Genomic DNA, 15,217 nt, shown 5'->3' on the forward strand with positions numbered 1-15,217 from the left:
GAGTCGGCAGTGCGGGCGGCACCGGCGGCGCGGGCGGCCCGGGCGGGGCTCCCGGCACCGGCGGCGGGCTCAGCGCCAGCGGGAGTCTGGCCGGCGTCGGCGGCGGTGGCGGCACCGGCGGTACGGGCGGCGCCGGCATCGGGGTCGGCAGCACCGGCGGCACCGGCGGCGCAGGTGGCCAAGGTGGCACCGGCACCGGAACCGGCAGCGGCCCAGGCGGCTTCGGCCTCGGCGGCAGCGGTGGTGACGGCGGCGCAGGGGGCTTCGCTTACAACGGCGGCACCGGCGGCACCGGCGGCACCGGCGGCGCAGGCGGCACCGGCACCGGCGCGGCCACCGACTCGGGTATCGGGCAAGGCGCCCTCGCTGGTGGCGGCGGTACCGGCGGAATGGGTGGCACCGCCGATGGCGCCAGCAGCATCGGCGGCGCGGGCGGCGACGGCGGGGCGGGCGGCGATGCGACCACCAATGCCGCCGGCACGGCCACCGGCGGGTTCGGCGGCACCGGCGGAGCCGGCGGGGTTGCCGGCGCAGGCGGCAGCGGCGTCGGCGGGGTCGGTGGTGCCGGCGGCGATGGCACCGACGGCTCCGGCACAAACGGCGGCGACGGTGGTCCCGGTGGCGCTGACGGCACACCCGGCACGCCGGGCACGCCGGGGACATCCGGCTGACGCGCAAGCCGATTCCCGGGACGCCAGTGGGAGTTTGACGACGCGACACGCGGGTGTGGCGTCGTCAAACTCCCTCTCGCGCCGGGGCGGTGTAGCCGCTATCTCAGGTGGCCGGCGAGTTGGCCCTTGGTCCCGAAGAGTTCCTGCTGCCAGAACGTGACCAGTTCGGTGGTGTCGACCTGGGCGGGATGGAAGCCGGGTCGCCTGAACGGCGTCATCGCGCCGTAGAACCCCTTCCACATCGGATTGCGCAGCATTGCGACCGTCTCCTTGAGGATCCGCACGGGCTGGCGGCGCCCCTCCACGTCGGTGGTGGCGATGGAGAGCCAGGAGAACAGCACCAGGATCGGGATTCCGAAGTTCTGCGCGAAGCGCATCCAGCGGATGCGGGTCGACTCCGGGACGCCGACGGCGCGGTACACGTCGAACGCAACCGACTTGTGTTCCAGCTCTTCGAGGGAATGCCAGTTCAGCAGGTGCTTGATCTCCGGGTCGGACATCATCGCCTGGATCTCCGGACTCCTGAGAATGTTCTCGGCCCACACAGCGGTGAAATGTTCTGCGGCCACCGTGAATCCGAGGAAGAAGTGCCGGAGCTTCACCAGCCGATCCGGGCTCGGGTACTGCCGGTCCAGGAACTTCTCCATGCGCTCGGTGCTGCCCAGCAGATACTCGAACCACGGCGTCGGATAACCCATCGCCACCAGTTGCTCGTTGAGCTCCCGATGCTGCAGACCGTGCGTCTTCTCCTGGCCGATGAACCCGGTGACGCGCTTCTTCAGGTCAGGGTCGTCGATGACCTCGGTGTACCGGCGCACCGATCGCACGAAGATGTCCTCGCCCGGCGGGAAGATCGCGGACAAGATCGCCACCAGGTGGCTGAACACGATGCTGCCGTCGGCGAAATACCTGGTTGTCGCGGGCTGGGCGTCGAACCCGAATTTCATCCGTCGCACCGTTGGGTACGCCACGTCGCGAGATGCAGTCATGGTTTCACTCTGGCCGCGCCGGGCCATGAGCGTAATGGACTAAGCGGACACGAATTTGACCGATTCAGACACCGCGGCGGTGCTTGCTCGGTGGCACGCCGGTCCAGCGGATGTAGGCCCGGGTGAAGGCGGCGGTCTCGGAATAGCCGAGCTGACGGGCGGTCTCCTCGACGGTGAGCCCGGACTCGAGCAGGGCTGCCGCCAGCGTCACCCGAACCTCGTCCACCAGCGCGCGGTAACTGGTTCGTTCTGCCGCCAGGCGACGATGCAGGGTGCGTTCGGTGATGCAGAGCTCTTCGGCGATGTCGGTCATCGCCGGTAGCCGGCCGGGATCGCGGATGAGGCGGGCACGCACCAGCGCGGAGACTCCGCGGCGTTGCCGACGGGCCTGGAGCAGGTCTTCGCACTGCTGTACACACATTTGTGCGGTCGCCGCATCGGCGGCCGGCATCGTGAGCGCCAGCACGTTCGCCGGGATGGTGACCGCGCTGCGTGTCGCTTCAAGGTCGAACTCGACTGTCAGCCAGGGGAATTCCAACCGTTCAACCGGGAAGTCGATGCCGGGCAGCTCAACTTTCAGTGCGATCGTGGACTCCAGTTGCCCGATCAGCAGCGGTGCCAAGTTGGCCACCGCGAACATATCGCGCTCCAGCATGAAGACCCGCACGTCGGCGGGAACAGCGCTGTTGTCGAACTCGACGACCGCCCCGTCGGCGGTGTCGTAGCGGGCCAGGCGGTGAAATGTCGACGAAAGCGCTGCGTACCGGCAGGCGATGTTCACCGCATCGCCCAGCGTCGAGCTGGCCAGCAGCGCATAGCCGAGAATTCCCATGTTGGCGAAGTTGTACCGGGATCCCACTTCGCGGGCGAACTCGTGCGGGTCATCAACGCGCGCAAGGATGTTGCGAAGAATCGCCAGCTCCTGGCCGGCCTGCACCTCGGTGGCGGCGTTCTCGATGTCGGTCGACGACAGATCGGTGCCGGCGAGGCAGTCGGCTGCTGCCAGGCCATGCTGCCGGGCCGCATCGATCAGGTGGCCGCTGGTCGCCACCGGCCTCGGGATGTCCCATTCGGCCGCGTCGGCACCAGCAGCATCGGCCACCATGTGTCCGAACGTATCAAATCGCTAAGATCTGCGGATGGCCAAACTCGAGCTCTCCCGTGATCTGTCGCTGCCTCCGGAGACGGCGTGGGCCCACGCCTCGAATCTGGCCGAACTCGGCGACTGGTTGTCCCTGCACCAGGGCTGGCGGTCCGAGCTGCCCGACGAACTCGCCATCGGAACGACGGTGGTCGGGGTGGCCGGCGCCAAGGGCCTGCGCAACCGCGTCACTTGGACGATTCGCCGGTTCGACCCGCCGGAACTGCTGGAGATCAGCGGCGAGGGCGTGGGCGGGACGAAATACGGGCTGAAGTTGACCGTCGTGCCCGCGGCATCGGGCTGCCGGTTCACCGTGCGGATCGACATGGGTGGCCGGCCGCTGTTCGGCCCGATCGGGGCCACCGCCGCCCGCGCGGTCAAGGGCGACATCGAGCGCTCGATCAAGCAGTTCGAGGCGCTGTACGCCTGAGCGTTCAATCGCCCGCACCCGCACGTGCGTGATAGGCGTCGCGGGTGGCCTGATCTACGGCGAGATAGACCTGCTCGGTGCGCGTCACTCGGGCCAGCAACCGTCGGGGGCGCTCGGGCATCCACCGCGCCACCGCCAGTACCCAGCGCATCCGGCTCGGCACATAGGAAATGGCCCGCCCGGAGCGCGCGGCCGCCACAACAGCTTTGGCGATGTCCACGGGTTCAACCGACACGAAGTGCTCCACGGTGTCGGGCAGCTGCACCCCGGCCGACAGCTCGGTGTGCACGATGCCGGGCAGGATCGCGCAGACCGTTATTCCATGCGGGCGCAGTTCTTCTCTCAACGCGTGGGTCAGGCCCATCACACCGAACTTGGTGGCGCAGTATGTCGCCACACCGGGGAAACCGGCCACGCCTGCCATGGACGCCACGTTGATGATCGTTCCGCCTCCGCGCTCCGTGAAGCGCGTAGCGGCAAGCTTGCAGCCGCGGATCACCCCGCCCAGGTTGACGGCGATCATCGTGTCCTCGGCGGAAATCGACTCGGCCAGGAACTCACCGGTCAGCATCACTCCGGCGTTGTTCACCAGGACATCCACCGGGCCCAGGGCGGCCCGCGTGGCGTCCAGAAAGCCGGAAAACGACTGCGCCGAGGCGACATCCAGCGGCAACGCCACCACATCACCCGGTAGGGCGCTCGCCGCTTGCTCGGCAAGGCCGACGTCGAGATCTCCGATCGCGACCTTGGCGCCCGCAGCGACGAATGCGTGCGCGGTGGCCAACCCGATGCCGCGCGCTCCACCGGTGATGGCGACGACGCACCCGTCCAACGACGCCGTCCTCATGACCTCGTCCCGCCTGCGGTCGTCTTCGGCGATGGCGCCCCGACCACATACTCACCGAGTTCGTAGTGTCCGATATCGGGAATCGCGCCGAGCCGGCGTCGATAAGTGTCAGGTGTCCATGGCCACAACTCGGGCAGGCCGTCGGCCCCCAGATACCAACTCGTGCAACCGGTTGCCCACACGGTGTCCGGCATGGCTTCGTGCATGCTCGCGTTGAATTCGTTCGTGGCACGCAATGTGGGTGCGACGGTATCGAACTCACCGTCGCACCAGCGCTGGATCCAGCCCAGAATATGCCCAGCCTGTGCCTCGGCGATCGCAGTCAACGAGTAGTTGCCGACCGGACTGTGCGGCCCGATCAGCATGAAGAAATTCGGGAAGCCGGGCAGCTCCACCCCCAGGTGGGCTTTGGGCCCGCCTGACCACAACTGCTCGATCGTGATCCCACGGGCGCCCACCAGCGTCATCGGCCGCATGAACGCATGGGCGTCGAAACCGGTGGCCAGCACGATGGCGTCGAGTTCATGCAGCATGCCATCGCTGGTGACGATGCCGCGCCGCTCGATGTGGTCGATCCCGGCATCGATCAGGTGCACGTTGCGCCGTTGCATCGCCGAGTAGAAGCCCGCCGAGATCACCAGCCGTCGGCACATCGGCTGGTAGTCCGGGGTAAGCCTGCGGCGGAGGTCGGGATCACGCACAGTGCGCAGATTGAGCCTGCAAGCCCTGGACAGGAATGTGCGCCGCCATCCCGGGCGCACCAGGGCGCGAGCGAAGAACTCGAATGCGTGGTCAAAACCACGGTAGGCCAAGGCGTCCAGTGCAGGGAACCTGCGGTGCAACGCGCCGGTCCAGCGTCGGTAGCTCGGATTGGGCAGCGGCAGAATCCATTGCGCGCTGCGCTGATACAGCTCCAGAGTGCTGACCGAGTCGGCAAGTCCGCACACCAGCTGCACACCGGTGGATCCGGTGCCGATGACTGCGACGCGCTTGCCGGCCAGCTCCGCGCCATGGTCCCACCGCGCCGAGTGCATGACCGATCCACAGAAGTCCGATAACCCGTCGATGTCGGGTATCCGCGGTTCTCGCAGCACCCCGGCAGCCGAGATGAGGAAGTCGTGCGAAACCGTCTGCCCCGCGGCGGTGGAAAGGTGCCAGCTACGGCCGTCGAAGCGAGCGTCGGTGATCTCGACACCGAATCGGATCCGGTCCCTCAGTTGGTATTCATCGGTCACCCAACGGAAGTAGTCGAAGATCTCGCCGCCCGGGGAGAAGAACCTGCTCCATCCCGGTTTGGTGGCGAAGGTGAATTGGTAGAACCGCGACGGCACGTCGCAGGACAAACCGGGATAGGTGTTGTCCCGCCAGGTTCCGCCGACGTCGTGCGCCTTCTCGTAGAGAGTGACGTCGACGATGCCGGCCCTGCGCAGCATGATCGCCTGGCACAGGCCCGACATGCCGGCCCCGACGATGCCCACCGACGGCTGGCGGTGCGTCATGGGTGGGCCTCCGTGCGTTCTGCGGCGCGCACCGCACGGCGCATCGGGGGCCACACCGCCAGCAACCGGTCACCCACGGCGAACAGCACCCGCAGATCGACCAGGATGGGCACCCAGCGGGGCGCATAGACGCGACGGGAGCGTCGGGCCATGCCGGCGACGATCTGCGCCGCCGCCGCTTCGACCGGGATGGGCCTGCCGACCGCTCCTGGCAGTGCCGCCATCACAGCGCCCAGTCCGGAGCGGGTGAGCATGTCCCGCGCCAGTCCGGTGTCGACCAACCCGAAGTAACCGATACCGACGTCGACCCCACTACCACTGAGTTCGATGCGCAGGGACCGAACCAACGACTCCACCCCGGATTTGGACGCCATGTACCCGCTGACCGTGGGCCCCGATATCACCGCCCCGATCGACGCCACGGCCAGGAGATAACCGCGACGTTGCCGCAGGTGGGGCAGCGCGGCCACAACGGTGTGGAACACGCCCACCAGGTTGACGTCGATGACCGTCCGCCAGGCGTTCGGGTCGACCGCCGCGACGGTGGCGGCCGGCCCGGCGATGCCGGCGTTGGCCACCACTGCATCCAACCCGCCGAAAAGCTCGGCCGCCGCCGCGCAGGCCGTCGTCATCGACTCGATCGACCTCACATCGGCCTCGAAAGCCGCAGCAGCGCCCCCGAGTTCAGCGACCAGCCGACTCGCACTCGCGATGTCACAATCCAGGATTGCCACCCGCGCCCCATGGTCGACCAGTTGTCTGGAGACTTCTGCGCCGATCCCCTGTGCACCACCGGTGATCAGGACCCTGGTACCGGCAATCCGTTGCCTCGCCGAGGCTCTCATGCCACACGCTTTGCCCGCAGCGGCACCGACACCGGCCCCTGCAACGATGGCGTGGTCCCCCACCGCACCGGCCCGGCCAACTCCAGACCGTCGACTTCGTCGAGCAGATGGTCGACGGCGGTGACGACCTCGAGCCGCGCCAGATGCGCTCCGAGGCAGAAGTGGATACCGTGCCCGAAACCGAGGTGCGCCCCGGTCGCGCGGTGGATGTCGAATCGATTCGGGTCGGTGAACTTGCGGGGGTCGCGGTTGGCCGATGCGTAGAACAAGACCACCCGGGCACCGCCTGGAATGGCGGTGCCGTCGATCTCACAACCCGAGGTCGTCGTCCTGGTCACCCATTGCACCGGCGAGCCCCAGCGGGCTGTTTCCTCCACCGCCACGCCCAGCAGGCTGCGGTCCGCGCGCAGCTCGGCAAAGAGTTCGGGGTCCTGTGCCAGCCGGATCAACAGCATGCCCAATAGGTTGGTGGTGGTCTCGTTGCCCGCGACCAGCACGATCAAGGCGTAGTAGAACGCCTCTTGATCAGAGATCTCTCCGGCATCGACGGCCGACCGCAGCCTGTCCAGCAACTCCGCGCCCATACCTCCGGCACGGCGTTTGAGCTCGGCCGCGACGAAACTGCGGTATTGGACGTAGGCCGTGAAACCGGTAGAGGCGAGGCGTATGACCTCGGGAACCGTTCTGGGGCTGAATATCTGCGCCCACCGATCGGAGACGGCCCGAAACTGCGCCCACTGATCGCGGGGCACCCCGAGGATCCGGGCGATCACATTGACCGGCAACGGAATGGTCAACGCCGGAACCATGTCGACGACCTCGCCGCGGTTGAGTTGGTTCACACCGTCCGCGGCCAGTTCCCTGATGTCGTCGGTGAAGGATGCGATCGACTTCTTGCTGAACATCGGCTGGGTGACCCGCCGCAGCCGCTCGTGGTCCGGCGGATCAGTGGTGATGATCGAGGGGCCTGGCGTGGAGCGCAGCACGATCCCGTGCGACGACGAGAAGACCTCATTGTCGCGGGCTGCGGCATGAACGTCGCGATAGCGACCGAGCATCCACACGCCGAGCCGTTCGTTGACCACCACCGGGTGCTCCCGGATCCGTTCGAAGTCCGGGTGTGGGTTCACGATGCTCTCCGGCAGCGTGGGATCGAAGGTGGTGCGCGGCACGGCACCTGGCGCGAATCTGGCCCGCGGGCGACGGAGATCGCGATAGGCGCCGACCGCGATAGGGCGACCTAGATCGACGATCGCCGTGCGGGTCGCCGCCGCGATCGCTCTGGCCGGGGGGTGCAGCAGGTCGCTGGTCATATCCCGACGTTAGGACCGCCACGTCCGGACCGGAATGCGCGGAACGGACACCTATTTGACCGTTTCAGACAGCCCCACCTCCACGTCGTCGCCGCGGTCCAGCGACAGAATTATCCGCACCACCTCGTCGGGATCGTCCAGCTGCGGGCAGTGCCCCGACCGGGGCAGCACGACCAACTCGCTGCCCGGAAACTGTTGGTGCAGAGCGCGGCTCGCGTGCAGCGGGATGACGCGGTCACAGGCTCCGTGCACGATCACGGTCGGGCAGTCGAGACGGAGCCTGCGGTGTCCGTCGGCGGTCTCGCGGGCGTACTGAAGCCCACTGCGCCCCAACCTGACCAGGTCGGGAAACCGCGACGCCGTCCGTTCCCAATAGGCGATGACCTCAGGATCGGGGCGCACCCCGGGACCGTAGATCATCCCCGGCACCACGCGCCGGGCCGCGCTTCGCAGCACCCTCGGGGGCACCGGGAGCCGGCTCAGCGCCCACCAGAGGCCGTCGGGTACCGCATACCGTCGGGCCAGCCGGGCGGCCAGCTGCTGGGTGTTCAACGGATCATCCATGGCCACCAGGCCCCGCACCGATTCACCACCGCGGGCGGCGGCCCGGATCGCGGTGGCAGCCCCCAGTGAATTGCCCACCAGTACCGCCGGACCGTATTCGGCCAGGACGGCGTCGACGAACGCGTCGAACTGCGGCACCATCGGCCCGGGCCTGCGCCGATCGGCCTGCCCGAAACCGGGAAGATCGACCGCGACGGCGCGCCGGTCCGCTGCCGCGAGCTTGGTGAGCACACCGCGCCAGGTGTCGGCGCTGTCGGCATATCCGTGCAGCAGCACCACCGGTGCGCCCTCGCCCGGTACCGACAGCGCCCGAGTCGCCATTCCCGCGTAGCTGGCCCGGGCTTCGTCGATCATCCGCTCAACAGTCCCTTGGCGATGTGGGTGACCTGAACCTCGTTGCTGCCGGCGTAGATCATCAGCGATTTGGCGTCGCGGGCCAACTGCTCAACCCGGTATTCGGCCATGTAGCCGTTGCCGCCGAACAGCTGCACGGCGTCCATCGCGACCTCGGTGGCAACCTCCGAGGAATACAGTTTCATCGCCGACGCCTCGGCCAGCGAGGGGATCTTGCCGGCCTGCACCTTCTCCAGCGTCTGAAACACCATGTTCTGCACGTTGATCCGGGCGACCTCCATCTTGGCCAGTTTGAGCTGGATCAGCTGGAACTGGCCGATGTTCTGGCCCCACAGGGTGCGGTTCTTGGCGTAGTCGACACAGAGCCGGTGACATTCGTTGATGATGCCCAGCGACATCAGCGCCACGCCAGCGCGTTCGGCGACGAAATTGGCCCGGGCGCTTTCCCGCCCGTCACCACCGGTGTGCTGTTCGGTCTCGCCGAGCAACCGGTCCGGGGTGAGTCGCACGTTGTCGAAGAACAACTCACCGGTCGGTGAGGACATCATGCCCATCTTCTTGAACGGCTTGCCCTGGGTCAGACCCGCCATCCCGGCGTCGAGTACGAAGGTCAGCACCGGCCGGTTGCGCTTGTCGATGCTCGGATCGCCCTCGTCCAGCTTGGCGTAGACGATCAGCACATCTGCGTAGGGGCCGTTGGTGATGAACGTCTTCTGCCCGTTGAGGATGTAATCCTCACCATCGCGTTTGACGTAGGTCTTCATCCCGCCGAACGCATCCGAGCCGGCGTCGGGTTCGGTGATGGCCCAACAGGCGATCTTCTCCAGGGTCATCAGCTCCGGCAGCCAGCGCTCCTTCTGCGCCAGGGTGCCGCGGCTCAAAATCGTGGCCGCGCCCAGACCGAGGCTGACACCGACGGTGCTGAGCAGCCCGATACTGACCCCGGACAGCTCCGAGAGCATGACCGCCGCCATCGACAGTTGCCCGCCGAGTTCGCCCATCCCGCCCGAGGACTTGCGTTCGGCCGCAGGCGAATCGGCTTCGGATTTGGCGCGTTGTTTTTCGAGCATGTTCTTGACTGCTTCGCCGGCCAGCACGTCCAGGCCGAACTCGCTGAACAGCTTGCGCACAATCGGGTAGGGCGGCATCTCGCCGCTTTCCAGTGCGTCCAGATGCGGGCGGATCTCTTTGTCGATGAAGCCGCGAACCGTGTCGCGCATGATGAGGTCGGTTTCAGACCACTCAAACATAGGAGTTCTCCAGGGGTCAGTGCGGCAGTCGTGCCGCGATGTCGTCGATCTCCCAGACGCCGTCGGTCTCGATGGTGTCGGTGTCGTGCCAGCCGGACAGCCGCGAGATCGCCCCGCCCTGCACGGCGTACACCGTTCCGGTGACCGGGCACTTGTCGGTGGCCAGGTAGGCCACCAGCGGGGAGATGTTGGCCGGGCTGAACAGGTCCAGCTCCCCGTCCTCCGGCTCGGCCATCAGCGCACCCATGCCGGGCGTGGCCAGGGTGAGGCGGGTGCGGGCGATCGGGGCGATGGCGTTGACGCGCACCCCGTAGCGGTCCAGTTCCTCGGCGGCGATCAGGGTCAGTGCCGCGATTCCCGCTTTGGCCGCGCCGTAGTTCGCCTGTCCGGGGTTGGGCAGCGTGACCCCCGAGCCCGAGGCGGTGTTGATCACCGCGGCGTTGGGCTGGTCTCCGGCCTTGGACTGCGCCTTCCAGTACGCCGCGGCGTGATGCAGCATCGCGAAGTGGCCCTTGAGGTGCACCGCGATCACGGCATCCCACTGCGACTCCTCCATGCCGGGAATGAACGAGTCCCGCAGGATTCCAGCGTTGTTGACCAGCACATCCAACCGGCCGAACTCATCGATGGCCTGCTGGACAAGCCCTTTCGCGGCATTCCAATCCGACACGCTGTCGGTGTTGGCCACCGCCCGCCCGCCGGCTGCCACGATCTCGTCGACGACCTGTTGAGCGGTGGTGGTGTCGGCACCTTCGCCGGCATTGCTCCCACCCAGGTCATTCACGACGACGCTCGCGCCCTCGCTGGCGAACAACAGCGCGTGTTCGCGGCCGATCCCGCGTCCGGCGCCGGTGATGACGGCGACCCGGCCTTCTAACGACGAGCCGCTTGCGCGAAGAGCATTCAATTCAGCACCCATTCCTTTCAGTCCGCTATGACGGCCAAGCCGTCGGTAATGGCCAACTCGTCGGTGCCGACACGCGCCGTTTCGAACGCGTAGCTGGTCAGGTTGTCTGCCGATCCGGTTCTCCAGATCCGGGTTTCCAGATCGTCACCGGGCAGCACCATCTTGGAGAACCGCACCGCGAACCGCTTGAGCCGAGACACATCCGACCCACCGACTTCGGTGAGCACCGCCCAGGACGTGAACGCCATGGTGCACAGGCCGTGGGCGATGATGCCCGGCAGGCCGGCCGACTTCGCGACCTCCTCATCCAGGTGGATCGGCATCGGGTCACCGGAAGCCGGGGCGTAGCGGAACGTCTGGTCGGCGTCCACGTGCTGGACGACCTTGGCGATCGGCGCCCCGTCCTGCAATGTCGGGTCGAACTTGTGCTCGGGACTGAGTTCACCGATCTTCTTGCTGGCGTTGTGGCCCCGGAAGAAGCACGTCACGTACTGCTCGTTGACCAGTTCGCCGTCTTGCGTCCGGCATTCCAGGTAGATCGCTGCGCGAGTGCCCTTCTCCAAGCCCTCGTAGCCGATCATCTTGCCGCGGGAGACCAGCTTGTCGCCCGGGTGGATCGGCCGGTGGAACCGGAAGTCCTGCTCGCCGTGGACGACTCGTGGGATCAGCTCCACCGGCGCGACTTCGACTGCCGGGGTGAGCATGGCTTCGAAGACGGGCACGATCGCGAACACCGGGGCGGCGACCTGGCCGGCCAGGTGCGCCGGGATCGGATCGTTGGTCGCCTGGGCGTAGTCGATCAACCGCTGCCGGGTGACCTCGAAGTGCTCTTCATCGCACCACTTGTTCATCCCTGCATCGTCGAATTCCAGATCGTCTGCCACCTCAGGCCGCCGCCGATGCCAGCGCCTCGAGTTGCGCGAGTGTCTTGTCGAGTTGCTTGGCGCCGTCCTTCTCGACCGCCTTGCCCAGCGCGCCCTTGATCAGCGCACCCTCGAAGTCACCGGCCACGCTGAATCGGGAGCCTTCGCCGTCGGGCGCGACCGTGAAGTCGAAGCGGCACTTAACCCCCGCCATACCGGTTCCCGACATGGTCAGGGTCTTTTCGGCACTTCTCTTTTCGGAGACCTTGTCGACCGTCCATTCGATCTTGTTGGCCATCCCGAGCATGACGATCTTGGCCGTCAGCTCCGATCCCTCGGTGAGGTTCGCGGGCGGCTCCTGCAGCCACTTCTCGTGGATGGTGAACCACTTGTCCCAGCTGGACAGATCGCTGATGGTGTTCCACAGCGCTTCCGGGCTGACCGACAGGTTCTTGGTGGCTTCAATGTGTCCCATGCTCTCTGCTCCTCAATAGGTTCAGCGCTCGGCGCGCTGGTAGGCGGTGACGACGGCGGCGCCGCCGAGGCCGATGTTGTGTTGCAGTGCCGCCGTGACGCCCTCGACCTGTCGTTTGTCGGCGGTACCCCGCAGCTGCCAGGTCAGCTCGGAGCACTGCGCCAGGCCCGTGGCACCCAGCGGATGACCCTTGGAGATCAGTCCGCCCGACGGGTTGACCACCCAGCGTCCGCCGTAGGTGGTGTCGCCGTTGTCGATCAGCTTGGGCGCCTCCCCTTCGCCGCATAGACCCAGCGCTTCATACAGCAGCAGTTCGTTGGCCGAGAAGCAGTCGTGCAACTCGATCACCTGGAAGTCCTGCGGCCCCAGGCCGGACTGGTCGTAGACACGTTGCGCAGCTTGCACATTCATGTCGTAACCGATGAGGTTCTTGGCTGTGCCGTTGAAGGTGGAGGCGAAGTCGGTGGTCATGGCCTGTCCGACGATCTCCACCGCCTGAGATGCCAACCCGTGTTTGTCCACGAACGCCTCCGAGGCCAGGATCGCCGCGCCGGATCCGTCCGAGGTCGGTGAGCACTGCAGCTTGGTCAGCGGGTCGTAGATCATCCGGGCGGCCAGAATGTCCTCGAGGGTGTACTCGTCCTGGAACTGGGCGTACGGGTTGTTCACCGAATGCTTGTGGTTCTTGTAGCCGATCTTGGCGAAATGCTCCGCGGTGGAACCGTATTGCTTCATGTGTTCGCGGCCGGCGGCGCCGAACATCCACGGCGCCGGGGGGAACAGCACCTCGGAGATCTCGGCCAGCGCCAGGATGTGCTTCTCCATCGGCTGCGCGCGGTCGGCATAGCTGGCCTCCAGCGATCCGGGCTTCATCTTCTCGAAACCCAACGCGATGGTGCAGTCGGCGAGGCCGCCCCGGATCGCCTGGGCGGCGAGGAAGAGCGCGGTCGACCCGGTCGAACAGTTGTTGTTCACGTTGACGATGGGGATGCCGGTCAATCCCAGCTCGTAGAGCGCACGCTGTCCCGAGGTGGACTCGCCGTAGACATAGCCGACATAGCCCTGCTCGATCGCCGTGTAGTCGATGCCGGCGTCGGCCAGCGCCTTGGTTCCGGATTCCCGGGCCATGTCGGGGTAGTCCCACGCCGATCCGTCGTCGTTGAGTCGCCGGCCCGGCTTCTCGAACTTCGTCATCCCGACGCCGATCACATACACCTTGTTCGCCATCATTCTCCTTCGCATCCCGCCAGTGGCTAGAAACATACAGACCTGATTGCATCTTCACAAGGAGGCCGACGGAACCGCTGGATATCGACGGGGAGCCGCGACTGCGCGTCTCGGCGAGGTCAGTCGGGCTGCGGCAAGACGCCGGCAGCGACCTGGCGCAGGTGCACGCAGGCCCGCTCCCAGCGCCGCCGGGCTCGCTGCGGGTCGTCGTCGACGAAGTTCGACACCAGGATGCCGCGCAGCACGTCCATCGCGGTGTAGACGACGTTGCGGATCTCCTTCTGCGCGGGGTGCTCGGGCATCAGCTGAGCGATCGCGGCGACCAGGGTCCCGTTGACGACGGCTTCCACTCTCTCGATGTGCTGAGCGAGGACCCGGTCTGTGCGTGCCGCGACCCAGAGTTCCACTGTGGCAATGAACATCGGCCCCTGGTGGGCCTCCCACAGGAAATCCAGCGCCGTCGCCACCGGGTCAGGAATCGATCGGACCTGGCCGATTTCACGGATGGCGGCGTGAGTGCGCTGCTGGGCCAGGTGTTCGACGGCGGCGACGACGAGGTCTTCTTTCGACTTGAAATGGTGGATCTGCGCCCCCCGGGTGACGCCGGCCAGTTCGGCGATACGCGGTGTGGTGGTGCCGGCATAGCCGTAGGTCACCAGGCATTCGATGGTGGCGTCGAGCAGTCGTTCACGCATGGCGGCACTGCGCTCGGCCTGGGTGCGCCGCACCGCAGGTGCACTACTGCTCGCAGCCATCCGTCACCTCCGCCATTCGATTCCGCGCGTCAGCATAACCTCGCAGAGGCGCGTTTACATACATTCCCGTGGGTATGCAACTTTCTGGGTGGCCACCGCCGGTCACCAGAGCATGTGCACCTGTTCGGCCCAGCCGAGCAGACCGTCGACGGCGACACTCGATCCGTCGTCGGTGCGGATCCGGCCGCTGTAGTGCCCGAAGCACTGATGAGTGCCGGGCAGCGGCGAACGGTGATGGAACGGGGTGAACGTCAGCTCCACCTGGTCCGAGTCGGGCGTGCGGATGGTCCACGGCCCGGTGTATTGCGCGTAGTGCCAGTCCAATTCGGCACTGACCTTGGTCAGCCGGCCGTCCACGCAGAGCGCATTCTCGGTGCTGCCGGTGCCGACCGTCCACTTACCGCCCAGCTGAAGGCCGACGGTGCGGCCGTCGGTGTGGCCCGAGGCCGCACCCCAGTTCCACAACGTGTTGGCCGGCCAGCGTCCCCGACCGTGGTCGAGCACACCCCAGCCGCCGGCGAAGTCGTACGTCGTGTCGCCGACCCGCACCATGCCCGACGCCGGCCGGGCAGTGTGCTTGGCGGTGTACTGAAATCGCTGCCGGCTCCACGGCACCACCACGGCCAGCGTCTCGTGCCCGGGCGGCAGCGCCACGAACAGATCACCGGTCATCGGTTCGGCCAAAGTCTTGCTGGAGAACCTGATCCGGGTGCCGTCCGGCTCGGTGGTGAGCTCGATCGCCACCGTCCCGCGGGCGGCGGCCGGGCCGTCGCCGAGGCTGGTGGGCAGGCTTATCCCCCACCCACCCGGGTGCAGACAACTCCGGCTGACTTCACGTCCCGAATAGTCCAACAGGTAGACATTGCTCACGCCGAGGTAGTCAAGGTTGGCGACGGTCACGGCAACCAGGTGGGTGGGCGTGGTGACACACCAGTACTCCCACCGCTTGGTACGGCCCCAGCCGCGCAAGTTGCAGCGGTGCAACGGCGTTCGGGTCCAGCCCACGGCATCGGGGTTGAGCGACCCGGACGCGTCGCACAGATCGACCGTCTCGGTGATCTCATGCTCCTGGGCGACCATCGGCGAA

16 protein-coding genes are annotated in these 15,217 nt (G+C 66.8%); 2 read left to right on the forward strand and 14 right to left on the reverse strand.

All coding sequences use genetic code 11. The features are described from left to right. Positions 1 to 671 (forward strand): hypothetical protein (locus tag AWC16_RS24485; RefSeq protein ID WP_207572357.1); only part of this gene is annotated, 671 nt, incomplete at its 5' end. 98 nt (positions 672 to 769) lie between these two features. Here AWC16_RS24485 and AWC16_RS18445 read toward each other — a convergent pair. Together AWC16_RS18445 and AWC16_RS18450 are read right to left on the reverse strand one after the other, a co-directional pair. Beyond that, positions 770 to 1,660: a metal-dependent hydrolase gene (locus tag AWC16_RS18445; protein WP_085266230.1), complete on the reverse strand. Its 891-nt coding sequence runs from the start codon at positions 1,658 to 1,660 to the stop codon at positions 770 to 772. 64 nt (positions 1,661 to 1,724) lie between these two features. Then, a complete protein-coding gene (locus tag AWC16_RS18450; protein WP_085266205.1) occupies positions 1,725 to 2,765 on the reverse strand; it encodes an AraC family transcriptional regulator in 1,041 nt (346 codons plus the stop codon). 34 nt (positions 2,766 to 2,799) lie between these two features. Between AWC16_RS18450 and AWC16_RS18455 the strand changes: the two genes are divergently transcribed. Continuing rightward, complete coding sequence (locus AWC16_RS18455) at positions 2,800 to 3,231, forward strand: type II toxin-antitoxin system Rv0910 family toxin (RefSeq protein ID WP_085266206.1); 432 nt, start codon at positions 2,800 to 2,802, stop codon at positions 3,229 to 3,231. A gap of 4 nt (positions 3,232 to 3,235) precedes the next feature. On the opposite strand, the gene AWC16_RS18460 is transcribed toward AWC16_RS18455, so the two are convergent. The 12 genes from AWC16_RS18460 to AWC16_RS18515 all read right to left on the reverse strand — a co-directional run bounded on the left by AWC16_RS18460 (position 3,236) and on the right by AWC16_RS18515 (position 15,210). Further along, positions 3,236 to 4,078 (reverse strand): SDR family oxidoreductase, encoded by an 843-nt coding sequence (locus AWC16_RS18460; protein ID WP_085266207.1) that lies wholly within the window; start codon positions 4,076 to 4,078, stop codon positions 3,236 to 3,238. Continuing rightward, positions 4,075 to 5,577 (reverse strand): flavin-containing monooxygenase, encoded by a 1,503-nt coding sequence (locus AWC16_RS18465; protein WP_085266208.1) that lies wholly within the window; start codon positions 5,575 to 5,577, stop codon positions 4,075 to 4,077. The genes AWC16_RS18460 and AWC16_RS18465 overlap by 4 nt, the downstream gene beginning before the upstream one ends. After that, positions 5,574 to 6,422, reverse strand: a complete 849-nt coding sequence (locus AWC16_RS18470; protein ID WP_109561490.1) for an SDR family NAD(P)-dependent oxidoreductase — start codon at positions 6,420 to 6,422, stop codon at positions 5,574 to 5,576. Before AWC16_RS18470 ends, AWC16_RS18465 begins: the two co-directional genes overlap by 4 nt. Beyond that, a complete protein-coding gene (locus tag AWC16_RS18475) occupies positions 6,419 to 7,735 on the reverse strand; it encodes a cytochrome P450 (RefSeq protein ID WP_109561491.1) in 1,317 nt (438 codons plus the stop codon). The genes AWC16_RS18470 and AWC16_RS18475 overlap by 4 nt, the downstream gene beginning before the upstream one ends. Positions 7,736 to 7,786: 51 nt before the next feature. After that, positions 7,787 to 8,653 carry an alpha/beta fold hydrolase gene (locus AWC16_RS18480; protein ID WP_085266209.1) on the reverse strand — a complete coding sequence of 289 codons (867 nt, stop codon included), beginning with the start codon at positions 8,651 to 8,653 and terminating at the stop codon, positions 7,787 to 7,789. Then, on the reverse strand, positions 8,650 to 9,903 hold the full coding sequence (locus tag AWC16_RS18485) for an acyl-CoA dehydrogenase family protein (protein ID WP_085266210.1): 1,254 nt from the start codon (positions 9,901 to 9,903) through the stop codon (positions 8,650 to 8,652). Before AWC16_RS18485 ends, AWC16_RS18480 begins: the two co-directional genes overlap by 4 nt. A gap of 16 nt (positions 9,904 to 9,919) precedes the next feature. Continuing rightward, positions 9,920 to 10,810 carry an SDR family oxidoreductase gene (locus AWC16_RS18490; protein WP_234812342.1) on the reverse strand — a complete coding sequence of 297 codons (891 nt, stop codon included), beginning with the start codon at positions 10,808 to 10,810 and terminating at the stop codon, positions 9,920 to 9,922. A gap of 17 nt (positions 10,811 to 10,827) precedes the next feature. Then, positions 10,828 to 11,661, reverse strand: a complete 834-nt coding sequence (locus AWC16_RS18495; protein ID WP_085266233.1) for a MaoC/PaaZ C-terminal domain-containing protein — start codon at positions 11,659 to 11,661, stop codon at positions 10,828 to 10,830. A gap of 34 nt (positions 11,662 to 11,695) precedes the next feature. Then, positions 11,696 to 12,148, reverse strand: a complete 453-nt coding sequence (locus AWC16_RS18500; RefSeq protein ID WP_085266212.1) for a type II toxin-antitoxin system Rv0910 family toxin — start codon at positions 12,146 to 12,148, stop codon at positions 11,696 to 11,698. A 21-nt stretch (positions 12,149 to 12,169) separates the two neighbouring features. After that, positions 12,170 to 13,375: a lipid-transfer protein gene (locus AWC16_RS18505; protein WP_085266234.1), complete on the reverse strand. Its 1,206-nt coding sequence runs from the start codon at positions 13,373 to 13,375 to the stop codon at positions 12,170 to 12,172. Positions 13,376 to 13,494: 119 nt separating this feature from the next. Next, a complete protein-coding gene (locus AWC16_RS18510) occupies positions 13,495 to 14,130 on the reverse strand; it encodes a TetR/AcrR family transcriptional regulator (protein WP_085266213.1) in 636 nt (211 codons plus the stop codon). A gap of 102 nt (positions 14,131 to 14,232) precedes the next feature. Beyond that, positions 14,233 to 15,210, reverse strand: a complete 978-nt coding sequence (locus AWC16_RS18515) for a DUF2804 domain-containing protein (RefSeq protein WP_085266214.1) — start codon at positions 15,208 to 15,210, stop codon at positions 14,233 to 14,235. Positions 15,211 to 15,217: the final 7 nt, after the last annotated feature.

The sequence above is a fragment of the Mycolicibacter longobardus genome, from assembly GCF_002102265.1.
In the GTDB taxonomy this organism is placed as follows: domain Bacteria; phylum Actinomycetota; class Actinomycetes; order Mycobacteriales; family Mycobacteriaceae; genus Mycobacterium; species Mycobacterium longobardum.